20 protein-coding genes and 1 tRNA gene are annotated in these 22,511 nt (G+C 42.8%); 3 read left to right on the forward strand and 18 right to left on the reverse strand.

Annotated elements, in window-relative coordinates; genetic code table 11:
- Positions 1 to 45: 45 nt before the first annotated feature.
- Positions 46 to 516 carry a methylglyoxal synthase gene (locus G5A70_RS12345; RefSeq protein WP_173749958.1) on the reverse strand — a complete coding sequence of 157 codons (471 nt, stop codon included), beginning with the start codon at positions 514 to 516 and terminating at the stop codon, positions 46 to 48.
- A 187-nt stretch (positions 517 to 703) separates the two neighbouring features.
- Between G5A70_RS12345 and G5A70_RS12350 the strand changes: the two genes are divergently transcribed.
- The 3 genes from G5A70_RS12350 (at position 704) to G5A70_RS12360 (ending at position 3,246) form a co-directional block, all read left to right on the forward strand.
- Complete coding sequence (locus G5A70_RS12350; RefSeq protein ID WP_173749938.1) at positions 704 to 1,639, forward strand: diacylglycerol/lipid kinase family protein; 936 nt, start codon at positions 704 to 706, stop codon at positions 1,637 to 1,639.
- Between the two features lie 16 nt (positions 1,640 to 1,655).
- A complete protein-coding gene (locus G5A70_RS12355; protein WP_173749939.1) occupies positions 1,656 to 2,495 on the forward strand; it encodes a glycerophosphodiester phosphodiesterase family protein in 840 nt (279 codons plus the stop codon).
- Positions 2,496 to 2,601: 106 nt separating this feature from the next.
- Entirely contained in the window at positions 2,602 to 3,246 is a 645-nt protein-coding gene (locus tag G5A70_RS12360; RefSeq protein WP_226853700.1) for a phosphatase PAP2 family protein, read from the forward strand.
- Between the two features lie 48 nt (positions 3,247 to 3,294).
- Here the strand turns inward: G5A70_RS12360 and G5A70_RS12365 are convergent, their stop codons facing one another.
- The 17 genes from G5A70_RS12365 to G5A70_RS12450 form a co-directional block, all read right to left on the reverse strand.
- Positions 3,295 to 4,311 carry a glycosyltransferase family 2 protein gene (locus G5A70_RS12365; RefSeq protein WP_173749940.1) on the reverse strand — a complete coding sequence of 339 codons (1,017 nt, stop codon included), beginning with the start codon at positions 4,309 to 4,311 and terminating at the stop codon, positions 3,295 to 3,297.
- A complete protein-coding gene (gene mutY / locus G5A70_RS12370; RefSeq protein ID WP_173749941.1) occupies positions 4,312 to 5,364 on the reverse strand; it encodes an A/G-specific adenine glycosylase in 1,053 nt (350 codons plus the stop codon).
- Positions 5,358 to 6,077, reverse strand: a complete 720-nt coding sequence (gene sfsA / locus G5A70_RS12375; RefSeq protein ID WP_173749942.1) for a DNA/RNA nuclease SfsA — start codon at positions 6,075 to 6,077, stop codon at positions 5,358 to 5,360. Before sfsA ends, mutY begins: the two co-directional genes overlap by 7 nt.
- 12 nt (positions 6,078 to 6,089) lie before the next feature.
- On the reverse strand, positions 6,090 to 6,914 hold the full coding sequence (locus tag G5A70_RS12380; protein WP_173749943.1) for an HAD-IIA family hydrolase: 825 nt from the start codon (positions 6,912 to 6,914) through the stop codon (positions 6,090 to 6,092).
- Positions 6,915 to 6,949: 35 nt separating this feature from the next.
- Positions 6,950 to 7,318, reverse strand: coding sequence for a DUF1667 domain-containing protein (locus tag G5A70_RS12385; RefSeq protein WP_173749944.1), 369 nt, complete (start codon positions 7,316 to 7,318; stop codon positions 6,950 to 6,952).
- A gap of 2 nt (positions 7,319 to 7,320) precedes the next feature.
- Positions 7,321 to 8,601: an NAD(P)/FAD-dependent oxidoreductase gene (locus G5A70_RS12390; protein WP_173749945.1), complete on the reverse strand. Its 1,281-nt coding sequence runs from the start codon at positions 8,599 to 8,601 to the stop codon at positions 7,321 to 7,323.
- 17 nt (positions 8,602 to 8,618) lie between these two features.
- Positions 8,619 to 10,040, reverse strand: a complete 1,422-nt coding sequence (locus G5A70_RS12395) for an NAD(P)/FAD-dependent oxidoreductase (RefSeq protein WP_173749946.1) — start codon at positions 10,038 to 10,040, stop codon at positions 8,619 to 8,621.
- A 114-nt stretch (positions 10,041 to 10,154) separates the two neighbouring features.
- Complete coding sequence (locus G5A70_RS12400; protein WP_173749947.1) at positions 10,155 to 10,721, reverse strand: glycerol-3-phosphate responsive antiterminator; 567 nt, start codon at positions 10,719 to 10,721, stop codon at positions 10,155 to 10,157.
- Between the two features lie 170 nt (positions 10,722 to 10,891).
- On the reverse strand, positions 10,892 to 12,328 hold the full coding sequence (locus tag G5A70_RS12405) for a L,D-transpeptidase family protein (protein ID WP_173749948.1): 1,437 nt from the start codon (positions 12,326 to 12,328) through the stop codon (positions 10,892 to 10,894).
- Between the two features lie 290 nt (positions 12,329 to 12,618).
- On the reverse strand, positions 12,619 to 14,133 hold the full coding sequence (locus G5A70_RS12410; RefSeq protein ID WP_173749949.1) for an alpha-N-arabinofuranosidase: 1,515 nt from the start codon (positions 14,131 to 14,133) through the stop codon (positions 12,619 to 12,621).
- A gap of 30 nt (positions 14,134 to 14,163) precedes the next feature.
- Positions 14,164 to 15,027, reverse strand: a complete 864-nt coding sequence (locus tag G5A70_RS12415; protein ID WP_173749950.1) for a carbohydrate ABC transporter permease — start codon at positions 15,025 to 15,027, stop codon at positions 14,164 to 14,166.
- 1 nt (position 15,028) lies between these two features.
- On the reverse strand, positions 15,029 to 15,922 hold the full coding sequence (locus tag G5A70_RS12420; protein WP_173749951.1) for a carbohydrate ABC transporter permease: 894 nt from the start codon (positions 15,920 to 15,922) through the stop codon (positions 15,029 to 15,031).
- Between the two features lie 84 nt (positions 15,923 to 16,006).
- Positions 16,007 to 17,356, reverse strand: a complete 1,350-nt coding sequence (locus tag G5A70_RS12425; protein WP_173749952.1) for an ABC transporter substrate-binding protein — start codon at positions 17,354 to 17,356, stop codon at positions 16,007 to 16,009.
- 66 nt (positions 17,357 to 17,422) lie between these two features.
- On the reverse strand, positions 17,423 to 19,405 hold the full coding sequence (locus G5A70_RS12430) for a glycoside hydrolase family 127 protein (RefSeq protein WP_173749953.1): 1,983 nt from the start codon (positions 19,403 to 19,405) through the stop codon (positions 17,423 to 17,425).
- A gap of 480 nt (positions 19,406 to 19,885) precedes the next feature.
- On the reverse strand, positions 19,886 to 20,938 hold the full coding sequence (locus tag G5A70_RS12435) for a LacI family DNA-binding transcriptional regulator (RefSeq protein ID WP_173749954.1): 1,053 nt from the start codon (positions 20,936 to 20,938) through the stop codon (positions 19,886 to 19,888).
- A gap of 133 nt (positions 20,939 to 21,071) precedes the next feature.
- On the reverse strand, positions 21,072 to 22,085 hold the full coding sequence (locus tag G5A70_RS15755; RefSeq protein WP_226853702.1) for a GH25 family lysozyme: 1,014 nt from the start codon (positions 22,083 to 22,085) through the stop codon (positions 21,072 to 21,074).
- Between the two features lie 209 nt (positions 22,086 to 22,294).
- Positions 22,295 to 22,365, reverse strand: a tRNA-Trp gene (locus tag G5A70_RS12450).
- Positions 22,366 to 22,511 lie beyond the last annotated feature (146 nt).

Consider the following 22,511-nt stretch of genomic DNA (forward strand, 5'->3'; position numbering starts at 1 on the left):
CTCCCGAAAACGCTTCACCGAGAGGGGGATTTCTTCTGCTTGTCCTTACATAGACTCTGCTCTGTCCTGCACATTTTTATTAAAATTAATTACTTCATGGTCATATTCTGAATCCATATAAACAGATTTTATCATAAAGTCTGCCGTTGCCTTATTCACTGCCATAGGGATATCGTACACCTGTGCAATACGCATCAGTGCCTTTACATCCGGGTCATGAGGCTGCGCAGTCAGTGGGTCAGAGAAAAACACAACAAAATCAATGACACCTTCTACTATCTTTGCCCCAATCTGCTGGTCGCCGCCCAGAGGACCGCTGTTGTAGCCTTTAATACACAGTCCCGCTTTATCAGCAATCAATCTTGACGTAGTACCTGTACCGTAAAGATTGTGCTGTTTCAAAATATCATAATTATCTTTGCACCACTGAATCAGCTTTGGCTTTTCGTTATCGTGTGCAATCAGGGCAATATTTTTCTTTTTTCCAATGGTAAATGTTACATATTCGTTCTTCATATTCCAGCCTGCCTTTCCCAATGAAATTTTTTCTTTTATCATATCATTTTCTCCCTGTGACGGCAAGCAGTTTCCAGTCTAATTTTCCTGTTCTCTTCATAATTTTCTTGTCCTAATCCAACGAAACTGCTACAATAGAGTCGAAACAAAGAAAACAAATGACAAAGAAAAGCAGGTACAGAACATCATGTATTACTTTATTATAAATCCTCACTCCCGGTCCGGGCATGGTCTTGAGGTCTGGCAAAAAGCTGACGCCATACTACAGGAAAAGGGTGTGGAATATACAACTTATTTTACAGAATATACCGGACACGCAGACCGGATTGCAGCCCATATTGCAGAACAAAGCTCCGTTGGAGGAACTTCCTGCACCCTGTCCGTAGTCGGTGGAGACGGCACACTGAACGAAGTGATAAACGGACTGGTGAAAAAGGATTTTTCCCATATTACCCTGGGCTATATTCCTACTGGTTCCGGAAATGATTTTGCAAGAGGTCTTGGACTTCCCACCGAAGTTTCTGCCTGTATAGAGGCTATTCTTTCTCCGAAAGCGTGTACTTTGACAGACATTGGAATGGCAGTCTCCAAAGAAACTTCCCGTTATTTTCTTGTAAGCAGCGGCATTGGCTATGACGCAGATATCTGCCGCAAGGTCATGGTTTCTCCGTTAAAAAAAGCCATGAATAAACTGCATTTGGGAAAATTGACCTATGTGCTTATCGCTCTGAAACTTCTGATTCAATACCGTCCCTGTCCTGTTTCCATGCGTCTGGACAGAGACAAAGTCCTGCACTTTTCCCGTTTTTTCTTCATTGCAGGCATGAATACGAAATATGAGGGCGGCGGCGTAAAATTCTGTCCCGACGCTCAATTCAACGACAGAAAACTGGACATCTGTCTTGCCGGAGAACTTGGAAAATGCAAAATTCTGGCCTTGTTTCCCACCGCTTTTTTCGGCAAACACACCTGGTTTTCCGGCGTGAAAACCTACCGCTGCGACAGTCTGGAAATTCACAGCCGTGTTCCTCTTCCTGTCCACTGTGACGGAGAATCTATGGGAGAAACAGACCGCCTGCTGCTGCGTGTTTCCGGTAAACAGATACCTGTGCTTCTTCGCTAAACAAGGAGGGATACCTATGAAAATACTGTTACTTACTGTGTGTATTGCAGTTTTCCTTTTCTGCCTTTATTTTTACTGTATCATGCCCCGCTTTTCCAGGAAAAAAGAGGCTAAAAAATTTCTCCACTACCTGTTTGCACACCGAGGACTATTTACCCCTGACCAGTCCATTCCTGAAAATTCCATGGCCGCTTTTACCCATGCCATCCGGCATGGGTATGGTATCGAACTGGATATTCAACTGACAAAAGATAAGCAGGTAGTTGTGTTTCATGACCATACGCTGACCCGGATGTGCGGCATTGACCTTCCCGTCTGTGAGATGACCTACGAAGAACTGCAGAAATTTTCTCTCCTGCATACGGAAGAAAAAATTCCCCTTTTTGAGGATGTTTTAAAGCTGGTAAAGGGAAAAGTTCCCCTTCTGATAGAGATAAAACTGCCGACTATACGCACGGAAACCTGTGTGCTTGCAGACCGTCTTCTGCGGCAGTACAATGGAGATTACTGCATTGAGTCCTTCAATCCTCTGGCTCTCGGTTGGTACAAAAAACACCGAAAAGATGTCATCCGGGGACAGCTTTCAGCCAACCTGACCCGGCCGGTAGCCGAAGGCGGTTATATTCTCTGCTTCCTGGTAAAATATCTGCTTTTAAACTTTATCGGAAGACCGGATTTCATCGCCTATTGCTACAAAGATACCCAGAATGTCAGCTTCTTACTGAACAAATGTCTCTGGCATACGCCTACTTTTGCCTGGACAGTCCGCTCGGAACAAGTACTGAAAACTTCTGTGAAAAAGTTTGATTCTGTCATTTTCGACAGTTTTGTACCAACAAATGAATATAGTGTGTAATATTTATAAAACAACTATAAACTGCATTGTTATCGGATTTCCTCTGTGCTATAATGAGATTCATAAAAAGACGGTATTCTGAATACTGTGTGAGAGGTGTGAAACTTTGAAATTCCTGAAAAAATATCAACATACCTGGATAATTCCCATCTATGGAATTTTGTACATGCTGGCTTTCCAATATGTGGAGCAGCGCAAAGTACCGGTTACAATTATTCATATGAAGATAGATGACTATATCCCCTTCTGTGAATATTTCGTGGTTCCTTATTTTTTATGGTTCGGCTATATTGCATTGACGGTTTTTTATTTTGCTTTCATGAATCAAAATAAAAAAGAATACTGGCAGCTGATTCTTACACTGGGAATTGGTATGACACTTTTTATCGTAATTTCCATCCTATTTCCCAATGGACAGGATTTACGCCCCAACCTGACAGGCGACAGTATTTTTATTCAGATGGTACAGCACTTATATCGGCTGGATACGCCTACTAATATTCTGCCAAGTATTCATGTATTTAACACCGTAGCCTGCTGCGTAGCTATTTTCCGTCATTCGGAATTCCACAGTCATAAGGTTCTTCTGGCGGGAACGGGTATTCTGAGTGTTCTGATTATTCTTGCAACCGTATTTTTGAAACAGCATACCGTGTTGGATGTAGTTGCTGCATTTGCATTATATCTCTGCTGTTTTCAGCTTATCTATAAACCTAAAACCGTACAGGCTGAACAGCCTGCACGAGCATAAAAATTGAGCCTGGAAAGGTTTAAACTTCCTTTCCGGGCTCAATTTTTCTTAATTAAATCCATAAAACTTCTGCACAACTTTATATATGGACACAGACAAATCTCTTCCGCCTTTTCCCGGAAGATTCACGCCTCTTCCCAGAATACTCAGATACAGCTTCCGGTAAATCCCCGCGTCTGCATTTTTTAAATACCGCCACAGTTCTCTCTTCTTTGCCAGATTCTCCTCTGTCCCGGAACGAATCAGCATAATCGAAGACACTGCCATAATAATATCCAGATATCGAAGCATATAACTCCTCAGATTTTTATTGAGATTTTTCACTCCCGCAATGGTGTCAATCATCAGTTTGTTCACTCTTATCTGCTGGTCAATTCTGCGTATCATGATCTCTTCATTTACAGATTGATCATCTCTCCCGATAAAATAGCGATAAAAATTCACATTCATATAATACATAGTCTGCACATACGGAAGCGGCTGGTATACAAACAGATTATCCACATAAAAAGTATGCTTGGGAAGTTCCAAACCACAGTCTCTTAGCAAACCTGTCCTGTAAATAACCGAGTGCATCAGAATGTATTTTCCCAAAGGCATTCTGTTCATTTCCTTCCAGGTGAAAATTTTATTCTGAGGCATATAGGTTCTATATTTCATTACTTTCTTCCGCTTTGCCCCCTGCTTTTCATAGACAAAGTTACTTATCATCATATCCAGAGTCTGCGGACCTCCGGTAATCTCCAGAAGCTTGTCCAGAATAGCAAGATAGGCGTCCTTATTTACCCAGTCGTCACTGTCCACCACTTTAAAATACAAACCCGTAGCGTTCTTCAGCCCTGTGTTGACCGCCTCTCCGTGACCGCCGTTTTCCTGATGGATAGCTTTTACAATCTCCGGATATTTTGCCGCATATTCATCTGCTATCTTTGCTGTATCATCTTTCGAACCGTCGTCTACAATTAAAATTTCCACCAGATTCCCGCCTTCCAAAAGGGAATCCACACAGTTTTTCATATAGTCCTGTGAGTTGTAACACGGAACTGTAATTGATAATAATTTCACCTAAAAGTCCTCCTCGATAAACTTTCTGTACGCTGAAAAAGCGGAGGGAATGGGGTATTTTCCCCTGGATTCTTTCCTGTCCACAAATATCAGACTGCCCACTTTCTTTTCTTCCGTCGCTGCGACTTTAATAAAGTAGCCTTTCATTCTCCATTCTACATGGGAAAAAATATGCTTTGCCTCTCCTGCTTCCCGTATATGAAGAGGTATCAAATGCAGGCCTTTGACAAACGACAGAATCTCCTCTTCTGTCAGATATCCTTCCTTGTTGGGCAGCTCATAAAGCCCTGCCAGAAGCCCCTTTGGAGGACGTTTGGAAATGGCAAATTCCTGACCGTTCTGAATCACCAGAACCGTTCTTTCTTCTATTTTCCGCTGCTTTTTCGCTGCCTTTTTTGGATACTCCATTACCGTGCCATGTGCATAAGCCTGACATACCCGGGCTACCGGACAACACTGGCACTTTGCCATACCATTTGGTACGCAGACCGTAGCTCCCAGTTCCATTAAACTCTGATTGAAATCCCCCGGACAGTCCTTTGGCATAATTTCCAGAAGAGCCTCTTCCGTCTTTTTCTTCATAGACTGCTTCAGGATGTCCTCTGGATTTTCCGTAATTCTGGTGATTACCCGAAGTACATTTCCATCTACCGCAGGTCTTGGTATTCCGTAGGCAATAGACGCCACAGCGCCTGCCGTATAGCTGCCGATTCCCGGCAATTTCAGCAGCTTTTCATAATCTGCAGGAAGCCTTCCGTCATACTGTTCCATGACCTCTCTGGCTGCTTTCTGCATGTTTTTTACCCGGTTATAATATCCCAGACCTTCCCACAGCTTCAGCAGACGTTCTTCGGGACATTCTGCCAAATCCTTCAATTCGGGTAGGGCAAAAAGGAAACGTGCATAATACTCTTTTACCGCCTCTACCCTTGTCTGCTGCAGCATAATTTCCGATATCCAGACATGGTAAGGTGTGGGGTCTTCCCGCCATGGAAGACTCCTTTTATTCTCTTTATACCAGGAAAGCAGCGGTTCTCTAATCTGCTCTAACATTCTGTCTCCTGTTCTCTTATTTTTGTATTTCCGTTAAGATAAACCCTAACAGGTTTTGACAGATTTATCAAGTCTTTTCTCACATCACATGCATAGGCCAGAATGTGCACTCCCGCCTGCTGTGCTTCTCTTAATGCCGCTCCAAATTCCGGATGTGTTGCTTCATTTGGCTCAAAATACTTTACATTTGCCATCTGTACGACAAACATAATATATGCCTCATATCCATCTTCTATACACCGGCACAATTCTTTCACATGCTTAACGCCTCTTTCTGTTGGGGCATCTGGAAAACGTACCACACCGTCTTCCTCCAGCGTCACTCCTTTTACTTCCATAAAGCACTTCCTGCCCTGGCTTTCGATATACAAATCAAATCTGGAATTGCCATAGGTGACTTCTCTCTTTACCCTTGCCTCTTTTCCGAAAAGATTCCCCTTCAAAAGCCATTCCTCTACGACTTTATTGGGTATCTGGGAGTCCATATTAATGAGTCTTTCTCCCTTTTTCACTGCTATTAAATCATACTGGGTCTTTCTGTTTGGATTGCCGCTCTTTTCCAAAAAAACAGGGGTGCCGGGAACTAATAATTCCCGGCACCTCCCTGTATTTTTCACATGACAGATTTCTACCTTTTCATCTATTTCCACATGGGCAATAAAACGGTTCGGACGCTTCAGAAAGATTCCTTCTCTGATATTTTCGTATTGCATGTTCGTCTCCTGTTAGTTGTCTTCTGTCAGCCCTTCATATACTTCTTTTACACTTGCAAAAATATAATCCGGCTTTACTTCGCTCTCTCGTATATCACTAAGGGAAGCTTCACCGGACAACACGCAGATGGTATCCACTCCTGCCCGCTCTCCGGTCTTGATATCTGTGTACAGGCGGTCTCCTACAATCACTGTTTCCGCCTTGGTTTTATTCAGTTTTTTCAATACACAGTCTACCATAATCGGCTCTGGTTTGCCAATAAAAAATGGCTCTTTTCCCGTGGCGTTTTTCAGCATAATGCTCATAGAACCACAGTCAGGAATATATCCAAAGCTCACCGGACACACCAAATCCGGATTGGTTGCCAGATATGCCACATCTCTTCCCAGCATAATACAGGTATTCCGGATTTTCTCTGATGTATTTTCCGTATCAAAGCCCAAAAGCACCACTGTGGCCCGGTCATCCACCTCCGTTACTACCGAAATTCCGGCGCGGCGAAGTTCTTCCACTAAAGAGCGGGTACCCATGCAGTACACCCTCTGATTGGCATAATTTTCCTGAAGATACATGGCAGTAGCCTGGCTGGAGGTATAAAAATTTTCATACGAAGCCTGAATTCCCATAGCCCTTACCTTTTCTATATAATCCTCCACCGATTTTGAAGAATTATTGGTAATAAACACATACTGTCCGCCTCTTTCCTCAATTTCCCGAAGCAAATCCAGCGTTCCCTCAAAAATCTCATTTTCATTATAAATCGTGCCATCCATATCCAACAGATACAGTGTTTTTTCCTTTAATCCTTCTGCATTTTTTCCCGTATAATCTACCATGTTCTCTCCTTTTCCAAACCTTTGCTGCACTTTTCCTATATTTTCACAGCCACATTTCTGGTAGCCACCACATCTGCTCCTGTGCCACATATATCTTTTAAAATCACATCTCCTATGGCAACCGGCGCTTTCACCGCAACTGTTTTTAATGCAGCCATGCATGCTCCTATTTTTTCTTTTGGAATATCTGAGGCTGTTTTTACGGAAACTACAGGTATATTTCCTCCAAGAACTTTCACACTGGAAGTCACAATACGAGTGGGGTTTGTCACCTCTTTTTCACCGTAGCTTTTTCCCTTCGGACAGGTGTTCCCCTCTACTTTTACCACTTTTCCCTGCTCCATGGTGACCGTCAGAGCACATCCCAAAGGACAGTTAATACAGATTAATTCTCTCGTCTCCATGTTTATGCCTCCTCCAATTTCATAATGATTTTATCCAATCCCGGCGCTGCTGTCAAATCCGATTTCTGTAAGGTAACCTGTTCCATTTCTCCCGGCGCCATTTTCTTTTTCTTCTTATGGAAAATTCGTTTGCTGCCGCAGTATACGCTGATATATCGGTCTTTATAGACAGCTCCCACCCGGAATCTCAGTGTCAGTTTTTCTTCCATATGCTCTGGACGAATCGTCTGCGGCACCGTATAGCGAATACCATTTTGAGGTTCTACTTCCAGTTCCCATGTCTCTTTTATCGCTTCTTCCTTCCAGTTGTGGATATACTCTGCGGCATGGCTACCTGCCCGTTTAGCTTCCTCGGAAACATAGTCCACCAGGTCGTGGACATGTAAGACATTGCCACATGCAAAAACTCCTTCCACACTGGTTTCCAGACTTTCATTTACCACTGCGCCAGAAGTGACACGAGACAGTTTTATCCCCATTTTAGCTGACAATTCGTTCTCCGGAATCAGGCCACAGGATAAAAGAAGGGTATCGCAGGAATAGAATTCTTCCGTTCCGGGAATGGGCTTTCTATTCTCATCTACCTCAGCCAGCGTCACTCCTGTCACCCGCTCTTTTCCCTGAATATCTACTACGGTATGGCTTAATTTCAATGGAATGTGAAAATCTTCCAGACACTGTACAATATTTCTCTGAAGACCGCCGGAATAAGGCATAAGTTCTGCCACAACTTTCACTTTTGCCCCTTCCAGGGTCATTCTTCTGGCCATGATAAGCCCAATGTCACCAGATCCCAGAATCACCACTTCTCTGCCGGGCATATATCCTTCCATATTCACCAGCCTCTGTGCTGTGCCTGCGGTATAAATCCCTGCCGGACGGTATCCCGGAATATTCAGAGCCCCTCTTGGACGCTCTCTGCAGCCCATGGCCAGAATCACAGCTTTTGTTTTCAAAACCAGGAGTCCGTCCTTCCGGTTCATAGCTGTGACAGTTTTTTCTCCCCCGTCCTCGCTGATATCCAAGACCATGGTTTGCAGCTTGTAAGGCACCTCAAGCTCTGCCGCCCGGTCAATAAAACGCTGGGCATATTCCGGACCGGTAAGTTCTTCTTTAAAGGTATGCAGCCCAAAGCCATTGTGTATACACTGATTCAAAATGCCCCCCAGTTCCTGATCCCTTTCCAGTATTAACAGGTTGGTAACGCCTTGCTCCTTTGCGGAAATTGCCGCTGCCAGTCCTGCGGGACCGCCTCCTATAATAATCAAATCATATCTGTCCATATCTCTTCTCTCTCCTCTCATACCTCTGTTAAAAGTCTGGATTTGCCGCCTGTTTTTGTAAGTTCCAAGGGGGATTTTTTCAGTTCTCTTGCCAGAATTTCCATAGTTCTTGGAGCACAGAAACCGGATTGACATCTTCCCATTCCGGCTCTTGTCCGCCGCTTAACACCATCTAAAGAGCGGGCACCCAAAGGTCTTCGGATTGCATTTACAATCTCTCCTTCCGTGACTGTTTCACACCTGCAGATGACGTTTCCATATGCCGGGTCTTCTTCTATGAGGCGGCGTATTTCCTCCGGTGACGCTTCCGACACGCAGGGAATATCCTTCCTGGTAGAAACAAAATCCGTTTTTTTCTCTGCGCCAAGCTGCTCTGAAATCTGTTTGGCAAGGTAAACGCCAATGGCCGGTGCACTGGAAAGTCCTGGGGATTCAATACCTGCGGCATTGTAAAAGCCTTTGGCATCCTCCGGTTCTCCCAGCACAAAATCGCCTCCTTTTTCTGTGGCGCGCAGCCCTGCAAAAGAGGTAATTACCATGGAAAGCGGTACATTTTCAGCGCTTTTTTTCGCCTGCTGGGACAGCTTGGCAATACCGGAAGCCGTAGTCTGAACCCCTTCTCTGTCTTCCATATCTTCTGCTGTAGGTCCTGCAAGAAGATTTCCGTGTACCGTAGGTGTAATCAGAACTCCCTTTCCCATAGCCGTCGGAAGCTGAAAAACTGTGTGGGAAACAAAGGTTCCGGCCTTCTTATCCATCAGGCAGTATTCTCCTTTTCTTGGGGTAATGGACAGTTTCCTTTTACTTACCATATTGTTGAATACGTCTGCATAAACCCCGGCTGCATTCACTACGCAGTGTGTTTCATAACTTCCTTTCTCTGTCTCAATACGATAACCTTCTGCTGTTTTTTCTATATTTTCTACACAAGTATCAAAGACAAATTCCACACCGTTCACATTGGCATTTTCCGCCAGGGCAATCGTCATTTTAAAGGGACATACAATGCCTCCTGTGGGGGCGTAAAGCATGGCTTTTACCTGGCGGGAAAGGTTTGGCTCCATCTCCCAAATCCTTTCTCCGGTAATAATTTCCAGCCCTTCTACCCCGTTTTTTTCACCTCTTTCTTTCAGTTCTTCCAGCTTTCCAATTCCCTCTTCTTCAAAGCAAAGCACCAGAGAACCATTCTGCTTATAAGGAAAATCCAGTTTTTCTGAAAGCTGCCGGATTCTTAAATTTCCCTCTACATTCATTCTGGCTTTCCAGGAACCCGGTTCTGCGTCAAAACCGGCATGAACAATGGCGCTATTTGCTTTTGAGGTGCCGCAGCACACATCTTCTTCCCTTTCCAGCACCAAGGTTTTCAGCTGATATGCTGACAGTTCTCTTGCCACCGCACTTCCGGTCACTCCTGCTCCAATTACTACAACATCATACATACTTAATCTCCTCCTCTTACCAAAAAGAGACAGCGCAAATGCTCATGAGTTTTCTCATAAGTCATCCGCTCTGTCTCCAATCTCCAGCGTAATTTTTAAATTTTATTTTCCTTTTTACATGAACCAGACGTCCTGTCTGGTGGTAGATATCGATACCGCGCCGGCATCTAATGCAGCCATAATATCTTCTTTATCTGCTATCAGTCCTCCTGCAATGACAGGCACTCTGCTTTCCCGGCAGATTCTGCGGATAATCTTCGGCATAACGCCGGGCAGCACTTCAATCATATCGGGACGCACACTTTCCGTCTGCTTTTGAATACTGTCAAACGCAATGGAATCAATGACAAAAAAGCGCATAATGGCAAACAGTCCCTCCTCCTTTGCTTCCCGTATGACTCCGGGTTTGGTAGAAATAATACCGTCTGCATGGGTAACGGATTTGATATACGTCACCGCAATTTCTTTACTGCTTAGTCCTGCAATCAGGTCAATATGAATGATTACCGTCTTACCTGCTGCTTTCAGCTTGCCTACAATTTTACCGATATTGCAGATGTCACCATACAGCACAAATACAATCTGGATATCGGAATGAAGACATTTTTTCAGACCTTCTTCATCTTTAATAGCGGCAATCACCGGACAATCTTCAAATTCTTCTATTCTTTTTCGATTCATCGCTTTTCCTTTCATGAGATCTCTGCCGTCTCTTCTATATACAAAAGACAAGACGATAAGACTGCCTGTACAGTCCTAACTCTTGTCTCTTTCTCTTTGTTTATTATACTACACAGCCATTTCTCTTGCAAGAAGTTTTCTGTGAGTTTTCCGTAAATTCCCGGTAAAATTCAGCGGTAAAAACACACAATAGGGCAGCCCGTTTCAATATTTTCATAGAAATTCCCGGCAAAAGAAACCGGCAGATTGATGCAGCCGTGAGAACCGCCGTACAGATAAATATCCCCTCCAAAATTCCAGCGCCAGTCAGCATCGTGAAGACCGATTCCTCCGTTAAAAGGCATCCAGTAAGACACCGGAGATTCATAATCATAGCTGCCATCCTCATTGGGTGCAGGTCTTAAAACTTGATTTCTCTGCTTGGCTTTCAGAGTGTATGTGCCTCCCGGTGTACGCCTTCCATAATTATAGTAGGTCCCTGATACAAAATCGCTGTCCATCAAAAGTGCGCCGTCCTTATAATACCACAAATGCTGGGCAGTAAGGTCCAGTTCCACATAAGTATCCCCTAAATCATTTTCCCCGTAAGCTGCTCCTCTTCTGGCATACACAGGCTCCCGTTCCACATTTGCATGAGCCTGAATATCTGCAAAAAGCTGCCGTCTCTCTCCCCTTGCATCAATCAAAAATCCGTAGTTGCCGCCTTCCACGGAAACCGGCTGTCCGGTGCTGGTACTGGTAATGGTTCTGGGTTTTCCTGCAGTGTTATATTTCTCCCCCAGAGCATTTACATACTCCCGGATATGTTCCTGCAGCACAGCTGTATTTTCCACATAATTGCCGTTTTCGTCATAAGTCATCCACTCCTTCACAGTCATGCCGTCCAGAATCTCCGTCTGCTCTCCGAAGGTATATTTCACGGTCACAGCAGCGCAGCTGTTCCATACCTCCTGCTGCTGTTTCAATGTCTCATTTTCCTTCGTCACTGCCGGAAGTTTATACACGCCGGATTCCTCAGCGGAAATCTCACTCTGACTTTTCCCCACAGCTTCTTTTGCCTTTTCCTGCAGCTTTTCCAGTTCTATAGCAGTTCCCAATTCTTCCTCTTTAATAACAAATTGGTTGTTTTTAAAGGCAATATAAGCGTCCTTTGGAGGCTTCATATTTGCTTCCTGTACACAGTCCATGGCGTTTATCTTTTCTTTCAAAAGGGATTCATCAAACGTAATATTTTCTCCGGCTGTATACTCTTTTGCATGAAAAAATCCGGTTATCCAGGCAAAGGGGTTTTGTTTTTCCAATGCTTTTTCTACCTCTTTATCCGGCACATAAGTATAGTCGATTTCCTTTCCGGAAAGGGACTCTTTTTTCCCCTCTTTCAGACTGATTTCCAGTGTATAATCCTCTACTTTTTCTTTTAATTTCTGCTCTGCCTCCTTTACCGTAAGGTTCGCACAGGGTATGTCATTGATTTGCGTTCCGTAAAAAAAGCGCTCTCTGTAATAAAAAGCACCTGCTCCATAGAAAATGCCTGCAGTAAGAAGCGCAATTCCACCTCCCAAAGCCGCTTTCTTCCAAAAGTCCGGTTTCCCCTCTTTCTTTTTCATTCTTGTTTCTCCATTCTCTTTTCGTTCTTTCTGTTATGCCAACTCTTAGTCTATGTATCCGATTTTATTTTTATGAAAAATTTTTATTTCAGGCGTAATTTTTTGCCTCTTTCATTCGGATATATAAAGGAAGAGAAGATTTTATTTTATCTTCCCTTTACCCTTTAATGCGGACCAGGACCGTGACATCCTGGTCCTTTTTTCTGCAAAATAATATCATTATTTTCCATAATTTTTCAAAAAATGTCAAGATTTCTAACAGAAAAAAATCTATGAGAACAGATGAACTTTTATTTACCCAGACGAATCACATTCCAAGAGGCTTTTTTCAACACACTGGTTGCCACGCCCTCATCCAGTTTGCTTCTGTCATCTGCGTTCACCGGATAAACCTTTTCTCCTATCAGGCTGTTTGTAGCCTTCAGGTCTTCGTTTTCCAAAACAATATGTTCCAACAGACGATAGCCCTCAAAGCTTCTGACATCTGTGGTTAATTCCACATCTTCTTCTAAGTTACGATTCACTGCAAAAATTGTAACTTCATCTTTTTCTTCATTATATACTGCAATAGATTCCACGTCTGTGATTTCATCATGCTTTGCTGTAGCATGCTTGGTACCTGAAATTACCGGCTGCAGCGCAATACCCCTTCCGTATTTGGAGGCATGCATGAACGGATAGAAAATCGTCTGCTTCCATGCACCGCCTGCTGCATCTGTCATAATCGGTGCGATAACATTTACAAGCTGCGCCAGGCAGGCCATCTTCACACGGTCTGCATGTTTCATCAGTGTAATCAGCATCAGACCTACCAGCAATGCATCTTCAAAGTTGTAAATATCTTCCAGCATTGGCGGCGCTACCTGCCATGGATGGTTTTCTGTAATATCATCGTCAGCCGCATTGGAATGGAACCATACATTCCACTCATCAAAACTTAAGTTCATAGTCTTTTTGCTGCGTTTTTTCGCTTTTACATAATCACAGGTTGCGATAATGGTACGAATGAAATCGTCCATGTCATCTGACTGCGCCAGGAAATCATTGCTGTCGTTGTCCCTGTTTCCATAGTACTGATGCATAGAAATGTAATCCACATAATCATAAGTATGGGACAGTGTTACCGCTTCCCAATCCGGGAATGTGGGCATTTCACGGTTGGAACTTCCGCAGGATACCAGTTCAATAGTGGGGTCAATCAGTCGCATGGCTTTGGCTGTTTCCTCTGCCAGACGTCCGTATTCCTCCATGGTTTTGTGTCCAATCTGCCATGGACCATCCATTTCATTTCCCAGGCACCACACTTTGATGTTGTGCGGTTCTTTTACCCCGTGTTTCCTACGCAAATCACTGTATTTTGTACCGGACGGGTGATTGCAGTATTCCAACAGGTTGCAGGCATCTGAAATTCCTCTGGTTCCCAGATTCACTGCCATCATCACCTCTGAATTTACCTGTTTTGCCCATTTGGAAAACTCGTTTAAACCAATTTCATTTTTCTCCAGACTTCTCCAGGCCAGTTCCAGACGGTGGGGTCTCTCCTCCACTGGCCCCACAGAATCTTCCCAATAGAAATTCGATACGAAGTTTCCGCCCGGATAGCGAATAATGGGCACATCCAGCTCTTTTACCAGTTCTACTACGTCTTTGCGGAAGCCATTTTCGTCCGCTGCCGGATGTCCCGGCTGGTAGATACCTTCGTATACTGCTCTTCCCAGATGTTCTATAAAAGAACCATAGATTCTTTTGTCAATTGGGGCAATCTGAAATTCTTTGTCTAACACCATTTTTGCTCTTCTGCTCATAATATAAACCTCCAAATTTTTGTAATACAATTATTCTTTTACAGCACCTGCTGTCATTCCTTCGATAAAATATCTCTGGAAACAGATAAATAAGATGAAAATAGGAATAATGGAGAATACCGAACCAACTACCAGCAGGCTGTAATTATCACCATAAGGATTGATTAAAGTATTCAGACCAATAGTCAGTGTATACTTCTCTGAAGAACGAATCACCAACAGCGGCCACAGATAATTATTCCATGCATTCATACCGTTTAAAATAGCCATAGCGGAAAATGCCGGTTTCATAATCGGTACAATCAGGCGGAAGAAAATTCCGTACTCTGTACAGCCGTCAATACGACCTGCTTCAATCAAAGATTTCGGCAGTCCCAAAAGATACTGTCTGAAGAAGAAAATCGTAGACGCATGAGCCAGAAACGGCACAACCACTGCAGCGTAATTATCCATCATCCCCCAGGAAGAAATCTGCTTGTAAAGAGGAAGCATAATAACTTCAAAAGGGATGGACAAAATAATCAGTACAATAACAAAAAAGAAATTTTTTCCTTTAAAATCGTATGCCGCAAACCCATAGGCCACAAAGGAACTTACCAACAGGGTCAGTACCACGGTTATCACCGTCAGCAGCAAACTGTTTCCAAACCAAATCCAGTAATCATGACTTCCGGTAAACAGAAGCACATAGTTATCCAACGTCATATTCGCCACGTCCAGATTCAGGTTCAAACCATACTGAAGAAGGTGATTTCCCGGTTTGAAGCTTGCCAATACAATAGCATAAACCGGTATAATAATTAAAATTGCAAGAATAGAAAAGAAGATGACCATACCTATGGTAGCCATTTTGTTTTTTCTCTTCTGGCTTTTTCCTATTGCTTCTGCTGCCATACTATCTCTCCTCCTTCTTGAATGTACCAGTTGCGATTAACTGAATCATATTGATAACCATAACGACTAAAAGTAATACCAGACCAACGGCACATGCATAACCCATGGCACGTTTTTCAATCCCCTGTCTGTACAGGTATCCTACAATGGTCAAACCAATATTCTGCGGGGAATTGTTTCCTTTCCACAGCATGAAGGATTCCAGAAACATGGATAAACCTGCATAAATACTAATAGTCAGCACATAAACAGTCGTAGGTTTTACCAGGGGAAAAGAAATTTTAATAAACTGCTGCCACTTGGAAGCGCCGTCAATAGAAGCTGCCTCGTAAATATCCGTTGGAATACTCTGCAGTCCTGCCAGGAAATACAAAATATTTACACCTGTCCATCTCCAACATGCTACAATCAAAAGTGCAAAATATCCTGTCCATTCTCCCTTTAACCACTTAATCGGAGATTTACCAAGAAGCTCCATAATCTGGTTTGCCAAAGAGGTATCCATTTCGCCAAACATCAGACGGAAAATCGTACCAGCTACAACCACAGAAGTCAGAGCCGGAAGAAAATATACGGATTTAAAGAATCCCTGTCCTTTCATCAGCTTACTGTTTAACATGCTGGCAAACAGCAAGGGAAACGGTATCAGCAGAATCAACGTACCAATCATATATTTGAGGCTGTTGTAAACCGCTTTAAAAAACATTTTATCAGTCAAAAGGCGGGAATAGTTATCAAATCCAACCCATTTGTCCTTTAACACATCCTGAAAGCTGAGCAGCACACCATTTCCTATGGGGAACAGCCAGAACAGAAGAATGGTAAGTACAAAGGGAAGAATAAATACATAAGGAGCAGCCTTTTGTGAGTATAAGAATTTCTTTACTTTATTCATGGTATCCATAACTCCTTTCACTTGCTTTGGAAAGCAACCGGGGGCAGTCGCTTCTTACAACAGCCCCCGGTTGATATATGCTGATTATTCAGCAAATTCATTTTCCAATGTGTCCTGTGCAGAATCAAGTGCTTCTTTTACATCTACATCAGATTCAAAAATATCATTCAGAGTCTGTGTTGTGAATACGTTATTAATAGAAGGCATCTTTTCATCTGTGTAGCAGTCTAACAGTCCAATGCTGTCCTGTACTTCCAGAAGCGCGTTAAATGGTTTTGTGTTGAAATACTGTACAAACTGGTTGTCCGGATTTTCTGTCAGGGCTGTGTCTGTCCATACCTCTGTGTTTACAGGGTCAAATCCCAATACATTGTAGATTTCATGGCTTGCTTCATCAGACAATTTAATGTAAGCGAATACTTCTGCCGCAAGGTCTGCGTGTTCGCCGGAAGCTACAACCGCTGTACCGGTACCGCCGCCGCCAATCGTTTTTACTGCGTCATTGTCTCCCCATACCGGAGGAACTGCAATGGCCACTTTCCCTTTCAAATCTGTCATGTAGCTTGTGTAACGGCTTGTCTGCCAGAATGGCATAATGGCTGCTGCCACATCGCCGCTGTTGTACAGAGGATATGCTTCTTCGTTATCCGGCTGTCCCCCTGCGATAGTATCAAGAGCCCCTGCTGTCTGCATATCTTTTAAATACTGCAGACATTCTGCCATGGTGTCATTATTTACGTCCAGGGAACCGTCCTCTTTTAAATAGCTGCCGCCTTTTTGAGCCAGCATCAGGTTTAAAGTCCACTGTGCGGTTGTCTCTGCCGCTGCAAAGGTTTTTCCTGTAGCTTCTTTGTATTTGATACCTGCATTTTTAAAATCTTCCCAGGTTTTGATAGCTGTATAGTCAATACCTGCTGCTTCCAGTTCTTCTGTATTGTAGAAAGCAACCGTAGTACCAACATGTGTTGGGAAACCATAATATTTGCCGTCTTTTGCATATAAATCAAGTCTGGATTCCACTACCTTATCTTTGTATGGTTCAATGGCATCTGTCAAATCCATCAGTCCGATTTGTCCTGTAGTAAAGGCCGGGAACTTACCAAGCTCAATATCTACAACATCCGGTGCACCTTCTCCGGATTCCAGTGCCAGAGATAATTTGTTATGCATGTCGTCATAAGCCATATTGGAAAGTACCAGTTTTACTTTCTTATCCGGGTTTTCTTCATTCCACTTTTCTGCCATTTCCGTGTAGAAATCCTGATGATTTTCAATGAAGGTCCACACATTTAAGGTCGTAACATTATCGCCCTCTACCTCCATCTCTCTTCTTCCGGTTTCCTTTTTGTCTCCATCAGATTTTCCTCCGCAGCCTGCTAACATACTTCCTGCCATTGCTGCACATAATACTGCTGCCAACACTTTTTTCTTCATAACCAGTGTCCTCCCTTATTCCTTTTTTATCACTATCAGAAACCCTCTGTTTCTGTATGATACACCTTAATTTTTTATCAGTTCTTTTATCCAGACCGCCATTTCTCCTGTCTTTCGATTTCCCCAGTTACAATAGGGAACCGCTTTCCATACTGTATCTTCAAATACTGGTTTCCGTTCGCCGTAAAGACTGCCGTCCTCCCAGCCTTTCATGGAAATACACTTTCCTTTGAGTTTTACACTCACAATACCGCCCAAGAGATTCGGTTCATAAACTTCTTCCGGCTCGGTCTGTGTATCTATGTAACCGGAGGAGAGATTGCTTCCATTGTCCGCTTCTTCCAGACAATAAACCAACGGTCCTCTCATAACCGCTACCCGTCCTTCATCTGCTCTTACCTTTGGATTTGCCCGTACAAAGCGTGCTTTCATTTCAAATTTTAAAGTGATTTCTTCCCGATTTCCCAGGTTTTCCAAAAGCAGATATCCTTTTTGTATAACGGGATTTTCCAGCTTCTCTCCATTTCTGTATATCCGGAATTTTTTCATGTATCCCGGAATCCTGAGGGCTATTTTCCCGCCAATCCTGTTCTCGGTCTTTTCTTCCGCAGTGTTCATTCTCTCTGCCAGGATTTTTACAGTTCCGTCTGTAAGATAATGACTGTCCATCTTGACCTTGTAGAGCCTTCCTTTCATTTTGACTTCAGTCTCATTAGAAACATAAAGATGGATGTAAAGAGCTTCTTCATCTTTTCCATACACGTACTGTCCCAACGAAGCCAGGGTTCTTGCAATATTAGGTGGACAACAGGCCACTCCAAACCATTTCTGCCTGACCGGTTTTACATGTTCCAAAGAGGTCCTCTCCAGACAGTTATCCGGCCATACTTCCAAAGGATTTACATAAAAGAAACTTTTTCCGTCCATGGCGATTCCTGCCAATACAGTGTTGTAAAGTGCCTGTTCCACAATGTCTGCATAAGAAGCATCTCTTGTCATATCTCCCATGCGTTTCCCAAACATAGCCAATCCAATGGAAGCACAGGATTCGGAATAATTTCTGTCATTTGGTAAATCATAGTCTGTCGTAAATCTTTCCAGCAAACCAGAAGAACCAATCCCTCCGGTAATATACATTCGCTTTTGCACCATGTTGTTCCAAAGAGTTTCACAGGCTTTTTCCAGTTCCTTGTCCTGGTATTCGTATGCCAAATCAGCCATGGCGCTGTACAGATAAACAGCTCTTACTGCGTGTCCCTCTGCTGTTTTCTGTTCTCTTACCGGAAGATGTGACTGGGAGTATTCCGGCTGGTATCCTGCAAATTCCGGAAAAATCTGTTTGTATTTCTCCCCTCTCTCTTCCTCTTCAAAGTAATTCCCGCCCTGTCCTCTGGCATCTATGAAAAACTTTGCTGTATCCAGATATTTCTTCTCTTTGGTTACCCGATAAAGCTTCACCAATGCCAATTCAACTTCCGGGTGTCCGGGATATCCATGGCACTGACCTTCCTTTGGTCCAAACTTTTCACAGATAACATCAGCAAATCTTGACACAATTTCAAGAAACTCTTTTTTCCCCGTTGCCTGATAATAAGCAACGGCCGCTTCTATCATGTGCCCTGCCGTGTAAAGTTCATGTCCTTCTTTCAGATTCGTCCACCTTCTGTCCGGTTCCTGAATCGTATAATAAGTATTGAGATAACCGTCTTCACACTGTGCTCTTCCAATCAAAGCAATGGTCTCATCCGCCAGTTTCTCCAGCTTTTCATCTCTTCCCGAAGAAGCCAGGGTAAAGGCAACTGCTTCCAGCCATTTTGCCACATCCGTATCCTGAAAAACCGCTCCCTGAAATTCTCCGTTTTCTTCTCCCGCTGCAATCTTAAAGTTCTTGATACAGTGGCTGGGTTGTGCACCTTCCACCCGGTCATTTAAAGTATCCCACTGATAGGGAAGAATTACGTCCTTCACCAGTCTGATATACTTATCCCAAAAGCTGTCTTGAATGTGAACCGCATGCAGCGGAATACTTTCTAACTTCACTCTTTCCATACACTTTCACCTGTCCGCCTTATTAAACGTTTAATACTTCAAACCCTCTTTTACCGATAATTTTCTTTTTTCTATCTATAATTTCTTCTCTATAGATATGTATTCATGGTTTTTAAGATTTATAAAACGTTTTATAAAAGGCTTTTATTAATTTTTCTTATTTATATCATACCCATACCCTAAAAATAAAGCTTGTATATTCACTATTTTAACGATTAATATTTATAATATCTCTTTTTTACTCTTTTTTTCTTTTTATATCTTTACTTTTCATGTTTATCACAACTATATTAGATTATAAATCGTTTAACTATGTGCATTTTTACCAATATCTTATTCTCCTGCTCCTTATTTTCCAAGGATTTTCATACTTTTCTTTTGTATAATTTAACTAAAAAACAGCTCTTCAAAACTTTTTTGATGTTTTGAAAAGCTGCAATTTTTCTTTTACTTGTACCCTCTCTTCTTAAACTTGTACCATTATTTTCCTGACATTTTCAACTCCTGCACAGATTTCCTCACAAGTCTGTGACAAGGCATCTGATACACCAATTCTTCCTTCTGAGAGGAAATTTTGCCATCCAGCATCTCTATCATAACCTCTGCAGCCCGGTATCCAATATCATGCAGCGGCAATGTAATCGTTGTCAGAGGCGGCTTATAATAACTGGATAATTCTCTGTTGTCATACCCTACCACGGAAATTTCCTCCGGAATTTTCTTTTTCATTTCATCTGCCCAATCATATACGCCGCCTGCCATAATATCATTCATACAGAAAATGGCCGTAACCTTTCGCTCGAAAAGCACACCAGCCCCTTTATACCCGGTTTCCCGATTCCAATCACCATAATAGACAAGTTCCGGTTCATAAAGCAGACCATTGTCCCGCAATGCCTTCTGATATCCCACAAGCCGGGCCTGCATATGAAGACTATCGCTTTTTCCCGTAATGACACCAATACGCCTGTGCCCCTGTCCTATCAGATACTGCACAGCCTCATAAGCCCCATGTTCATCGTCTACAACTACAGAAGGCACTTTCCCACTCTGCGTGTATCCGTAAGCCATGACGGCCGGAATTGGCAGATTATCCGGAATACAATGCATAATTCTTTCATGGGCAGTCACATAGATAATCCCTTCCACCTGCTTTGCCATCAGCTTTCGGATTTCCTGTTTCACAAGACCATAATAATCTTCCTTGCTGTAATACACATCATTATATTTTTTAAATAATCGCATGTTCGTAAGCAGAATCTGATAATCGATTTCCTGACAATATTCTGTAATGCCGTCAATAATATCCGGAATACTGAAAATAGTCATATCCTCTGCAATGACACCGATGCTTCTTGTATTTTTCATTTTCAGATTTTTTGCCACATAATTTGGTGTATAATCCATTTTTTCCACAGTCTTCAATACCAGACTGCGGGTGGCCTCACTGGCTCCCGGCTTCCCGTTCAGAATATTGGAAACTGTGGCAATCGATACGTTACATGCTTTTGCTATTTCTTTTATAGTTGCCATATAAAATATTCTTCCCCTTTTTATTTTCGTCTTTACTTAAACGTTTTACTTTTCTCATAGTTCTATTAAACAACTACTTCTCTGCAGTTGTCAACCTTTTTCTAAAATTCCCGGCAGACTGCCGGGAATTGTCTCATTTTACTCTGATTTTCTGTCCTGTATAGATTTTATCGGGGTTTTTTATCCCGTTCATTTTCGCAAGCTGCTGATAAGTGGTACCGTACTTTACAGCAATTTTGGAAAGTGTATCACCTGATTTTACGACATAAGACTGTTCTGTATACTCCTGGTACAGTCCACGAATATCTCCATCATTGACCCAGCAGAGCTCTTTGTCTAAGAGATACGGATTCCTGACGCCGGACTGAATCTTCGTAATGACGCCGTGATTCTTTTCCATTTGGGATGCCGGGATTGCTTTGCTGTTTGGGTCTGTACTGGAAGCATAGCAGGTAGAGAACACCACATGCTCTCCTACTCTATGCTTAAATCCTGATACTAACGGTTTATTTATATTTCCCAGTCCAATATATTTATCCCAGGCTGCCGCATCTCCATAAAAAATAGAACAGTCCAGATTTCCTTCATGACCGTCAATGCGTCCCACAGACGTCCACTGCCACAAAGCCATCGTTTTCCAGTATTTTACTGATGGTGCCGGACCTGCTCCTGCCATATCCCAGTTGTAATCCGGTATGTTATCCCTGTATTTTGCGCACCAGAGACCATAATCTGCATTTGCTACCGCGGACCAATCATAGCGGTTTACTACACTTTCGCTGGTATATAACATAGGTTTGCATCCATATGCCCTTTCTACAATCTGCAGCCATTTCAATGCCCATGCTACATTTGAGGTATCTTTGTCCTCCCAGTCCAGCACAGGGATGGCTTTGCCAATGTACCCTTTTGTATTTTCGATAAAAAACGCTGCCTCTGCTTCCGGGATGTTTCCATTTGCATTTCTCGCAAAATGGTATACACCCAATTTTTTTCCTTGTCTAAATGCCTTCTGAAATTCTCTGTCACAATAAGGATTTACATACGTACAGCCTTCCGTGGCCTTTACAATAAGCGCATCAAAATCTATATTTTCCTGCGCCATATTTCCCTGGTGAGATGCTGCATCAAGAACTCTTAAACTCATATCCTATCCTTTCTTCCGTCACTCATACCGACAGATACAAAAAAGAGAGCCCGTTCCAGCCCTCTTTGGTTCTATTTTCTAATATTTCATTTAAACTCGTTGCTGTTCCTCTCTCTGTTTATTTTACACATCTCTTCTCCTCAGGGTTCCTACAACATGTTATAACAATACATATACAAAAAAGCCTAGTAAATACTAGACTTTTAAAGCAGGGGATGAGGGATTCGAACCCCCATCGACGGTTTTGGAGACCGGTGCTCTACCATTGAACTAATCCCCTATATAAACTTTCTCAATATATACCTTCAAAACCGCATACACAAAACCAAACCAATTCCAACTTACCGTTTCGCTTAGCTTTCTAAGCTATTAGGTCAAGCCCTCGACCGATTAGTAGCAGTCAGCTCCATACATTGCTGCACTTCC

This window comes from Blautia hansenii, assembly GCF_013304445.1.
In the GTDB taxonomy this organism is placed as follows: Bacteria; Bacillota; Clostridia; order Lachnospirales; family Lachnospiraceae; genus Blautia.

Coding starts and splice junctions, on each gene's coding strand:
- G5A70_RS12435 (WP_173749954.1), bottom strand. CDS start 20,938: ATGGCAACTATAAAAGAAATAGCAAAAGCATGTAACGTATCGATTGCC.
- sfsA (WP_173749942.1), bottom strand. CDS start 6,077: ATGCAATACGAAAATATCAGAGAAGGAATCTTTCTGAAGCGTCCGAAC.
- G5A70_RS12345 (WP_173749958.1), bottom strand. CDS start 516: ATGAAGAACGAATATGTAACATTTACCATTGGAAAAAAGAAAAATATT.
- G5A70_RS12425 (WP_173749952.1), bottom strand. CDS start 17,356: ATGAAGAAAAAAGTGTTGGCAGCAGTATTATGTGCAGCAATGGCAGGA.
- G5A70_RS12405 (WP_173749948.1), bottom strand. CDS start 12,328: ATGAAAAAGAAAGAGGGGAAACCGGACTTTTGGAAGAAAGCGGCTTTG.
- G5A70_RS12390 (WP_173749945.1), bottom strand. CDS start 8,601: ATGGACAGATATGATTTGATTATTATAGGAGGCGGTCCCGCAGGACTG.
- G5A70_RS12355 (WP_173749939.1), top strand. CDS start 1,656: ATGAAAATACTGTTACTTACTGTGTGTATTGCAGTTTTCCTTTTCTGC.
- G5A70_RS15755 (WP_226853702.1), bottom strand. CDS start 22,085: ATGAGTTTAAGAGTTCTTGATGCAGCATCTCACCAGGGAAATATGGCG.
- G5A70_RS12380 (WP_173749943.1), bottom strand. CDS start 6,914: ATGGTAGATTATACGGGAAAAAATGCAGAAGGATTAAAGGAAAAAACA.
- G5A70_RS12430 (WP_173749953.1), bottom strand. CDS start 19,405: ATGGAAAGAGTGAAGTTAGAAAGTATTCCGCTGCATGCGGTTCACATT.
- G5A70_RS12400 (WP_173749947.1), bottom strand. CDS start 10,721: ATGAATCGAAAAAGAATAGAAGAATTTGAAGATTGTCCGGTGATTGCC.
- G5A70_RS12385 (WP_173749944.1), bottom strand. CDS start 7,318: ATGGAGACGAGAGAATTAATCTGTATTAACTGTCCTTTGGGATGTGCT.
- G5A70_RS12350 (WP_173749938.1), top strand. CDS start 704: ATGTATTACTTTATTATAAATCCTCACTCCCGGTCCGGGCATGGTCTT.
- G5A70_RS12410 (WP_173749949.1), bottom strand. CDS start 14,133: ATGAGCAGAAGAGCAAAAATGGTGTTAGACAAAGAATTTCAGATTGCC.
- G5A70_RS12395 (WP_173749946.1), bottom strand. CDS start 10,040: ATGTATGATGTTGTAGTAATTGGAGCAGGAGTGACCGGAAGTGCGGTG.
- mutY (WP_173749941.1), bottom strand. CDS start 5,364: ATGTTAGAGCAGATTAGAGAACCGCTGCTTTCCTGGTATAAAGAGAAT.
- G5A70_RS12420 (WP_173749951.1), bottom strand. CDS start 15,922: ATGAATAAAGTAAAGAAATTCTTATACTCACAAAAGGCTGCTCCTTAT.
- G5A70_RS12415 (WP_173749950.1), bottom strand. CDS start 15,027: ATGGCAGCAGAAGCAATAGGAAAAAGCCAGAAGAGAAAAAACAAAATG.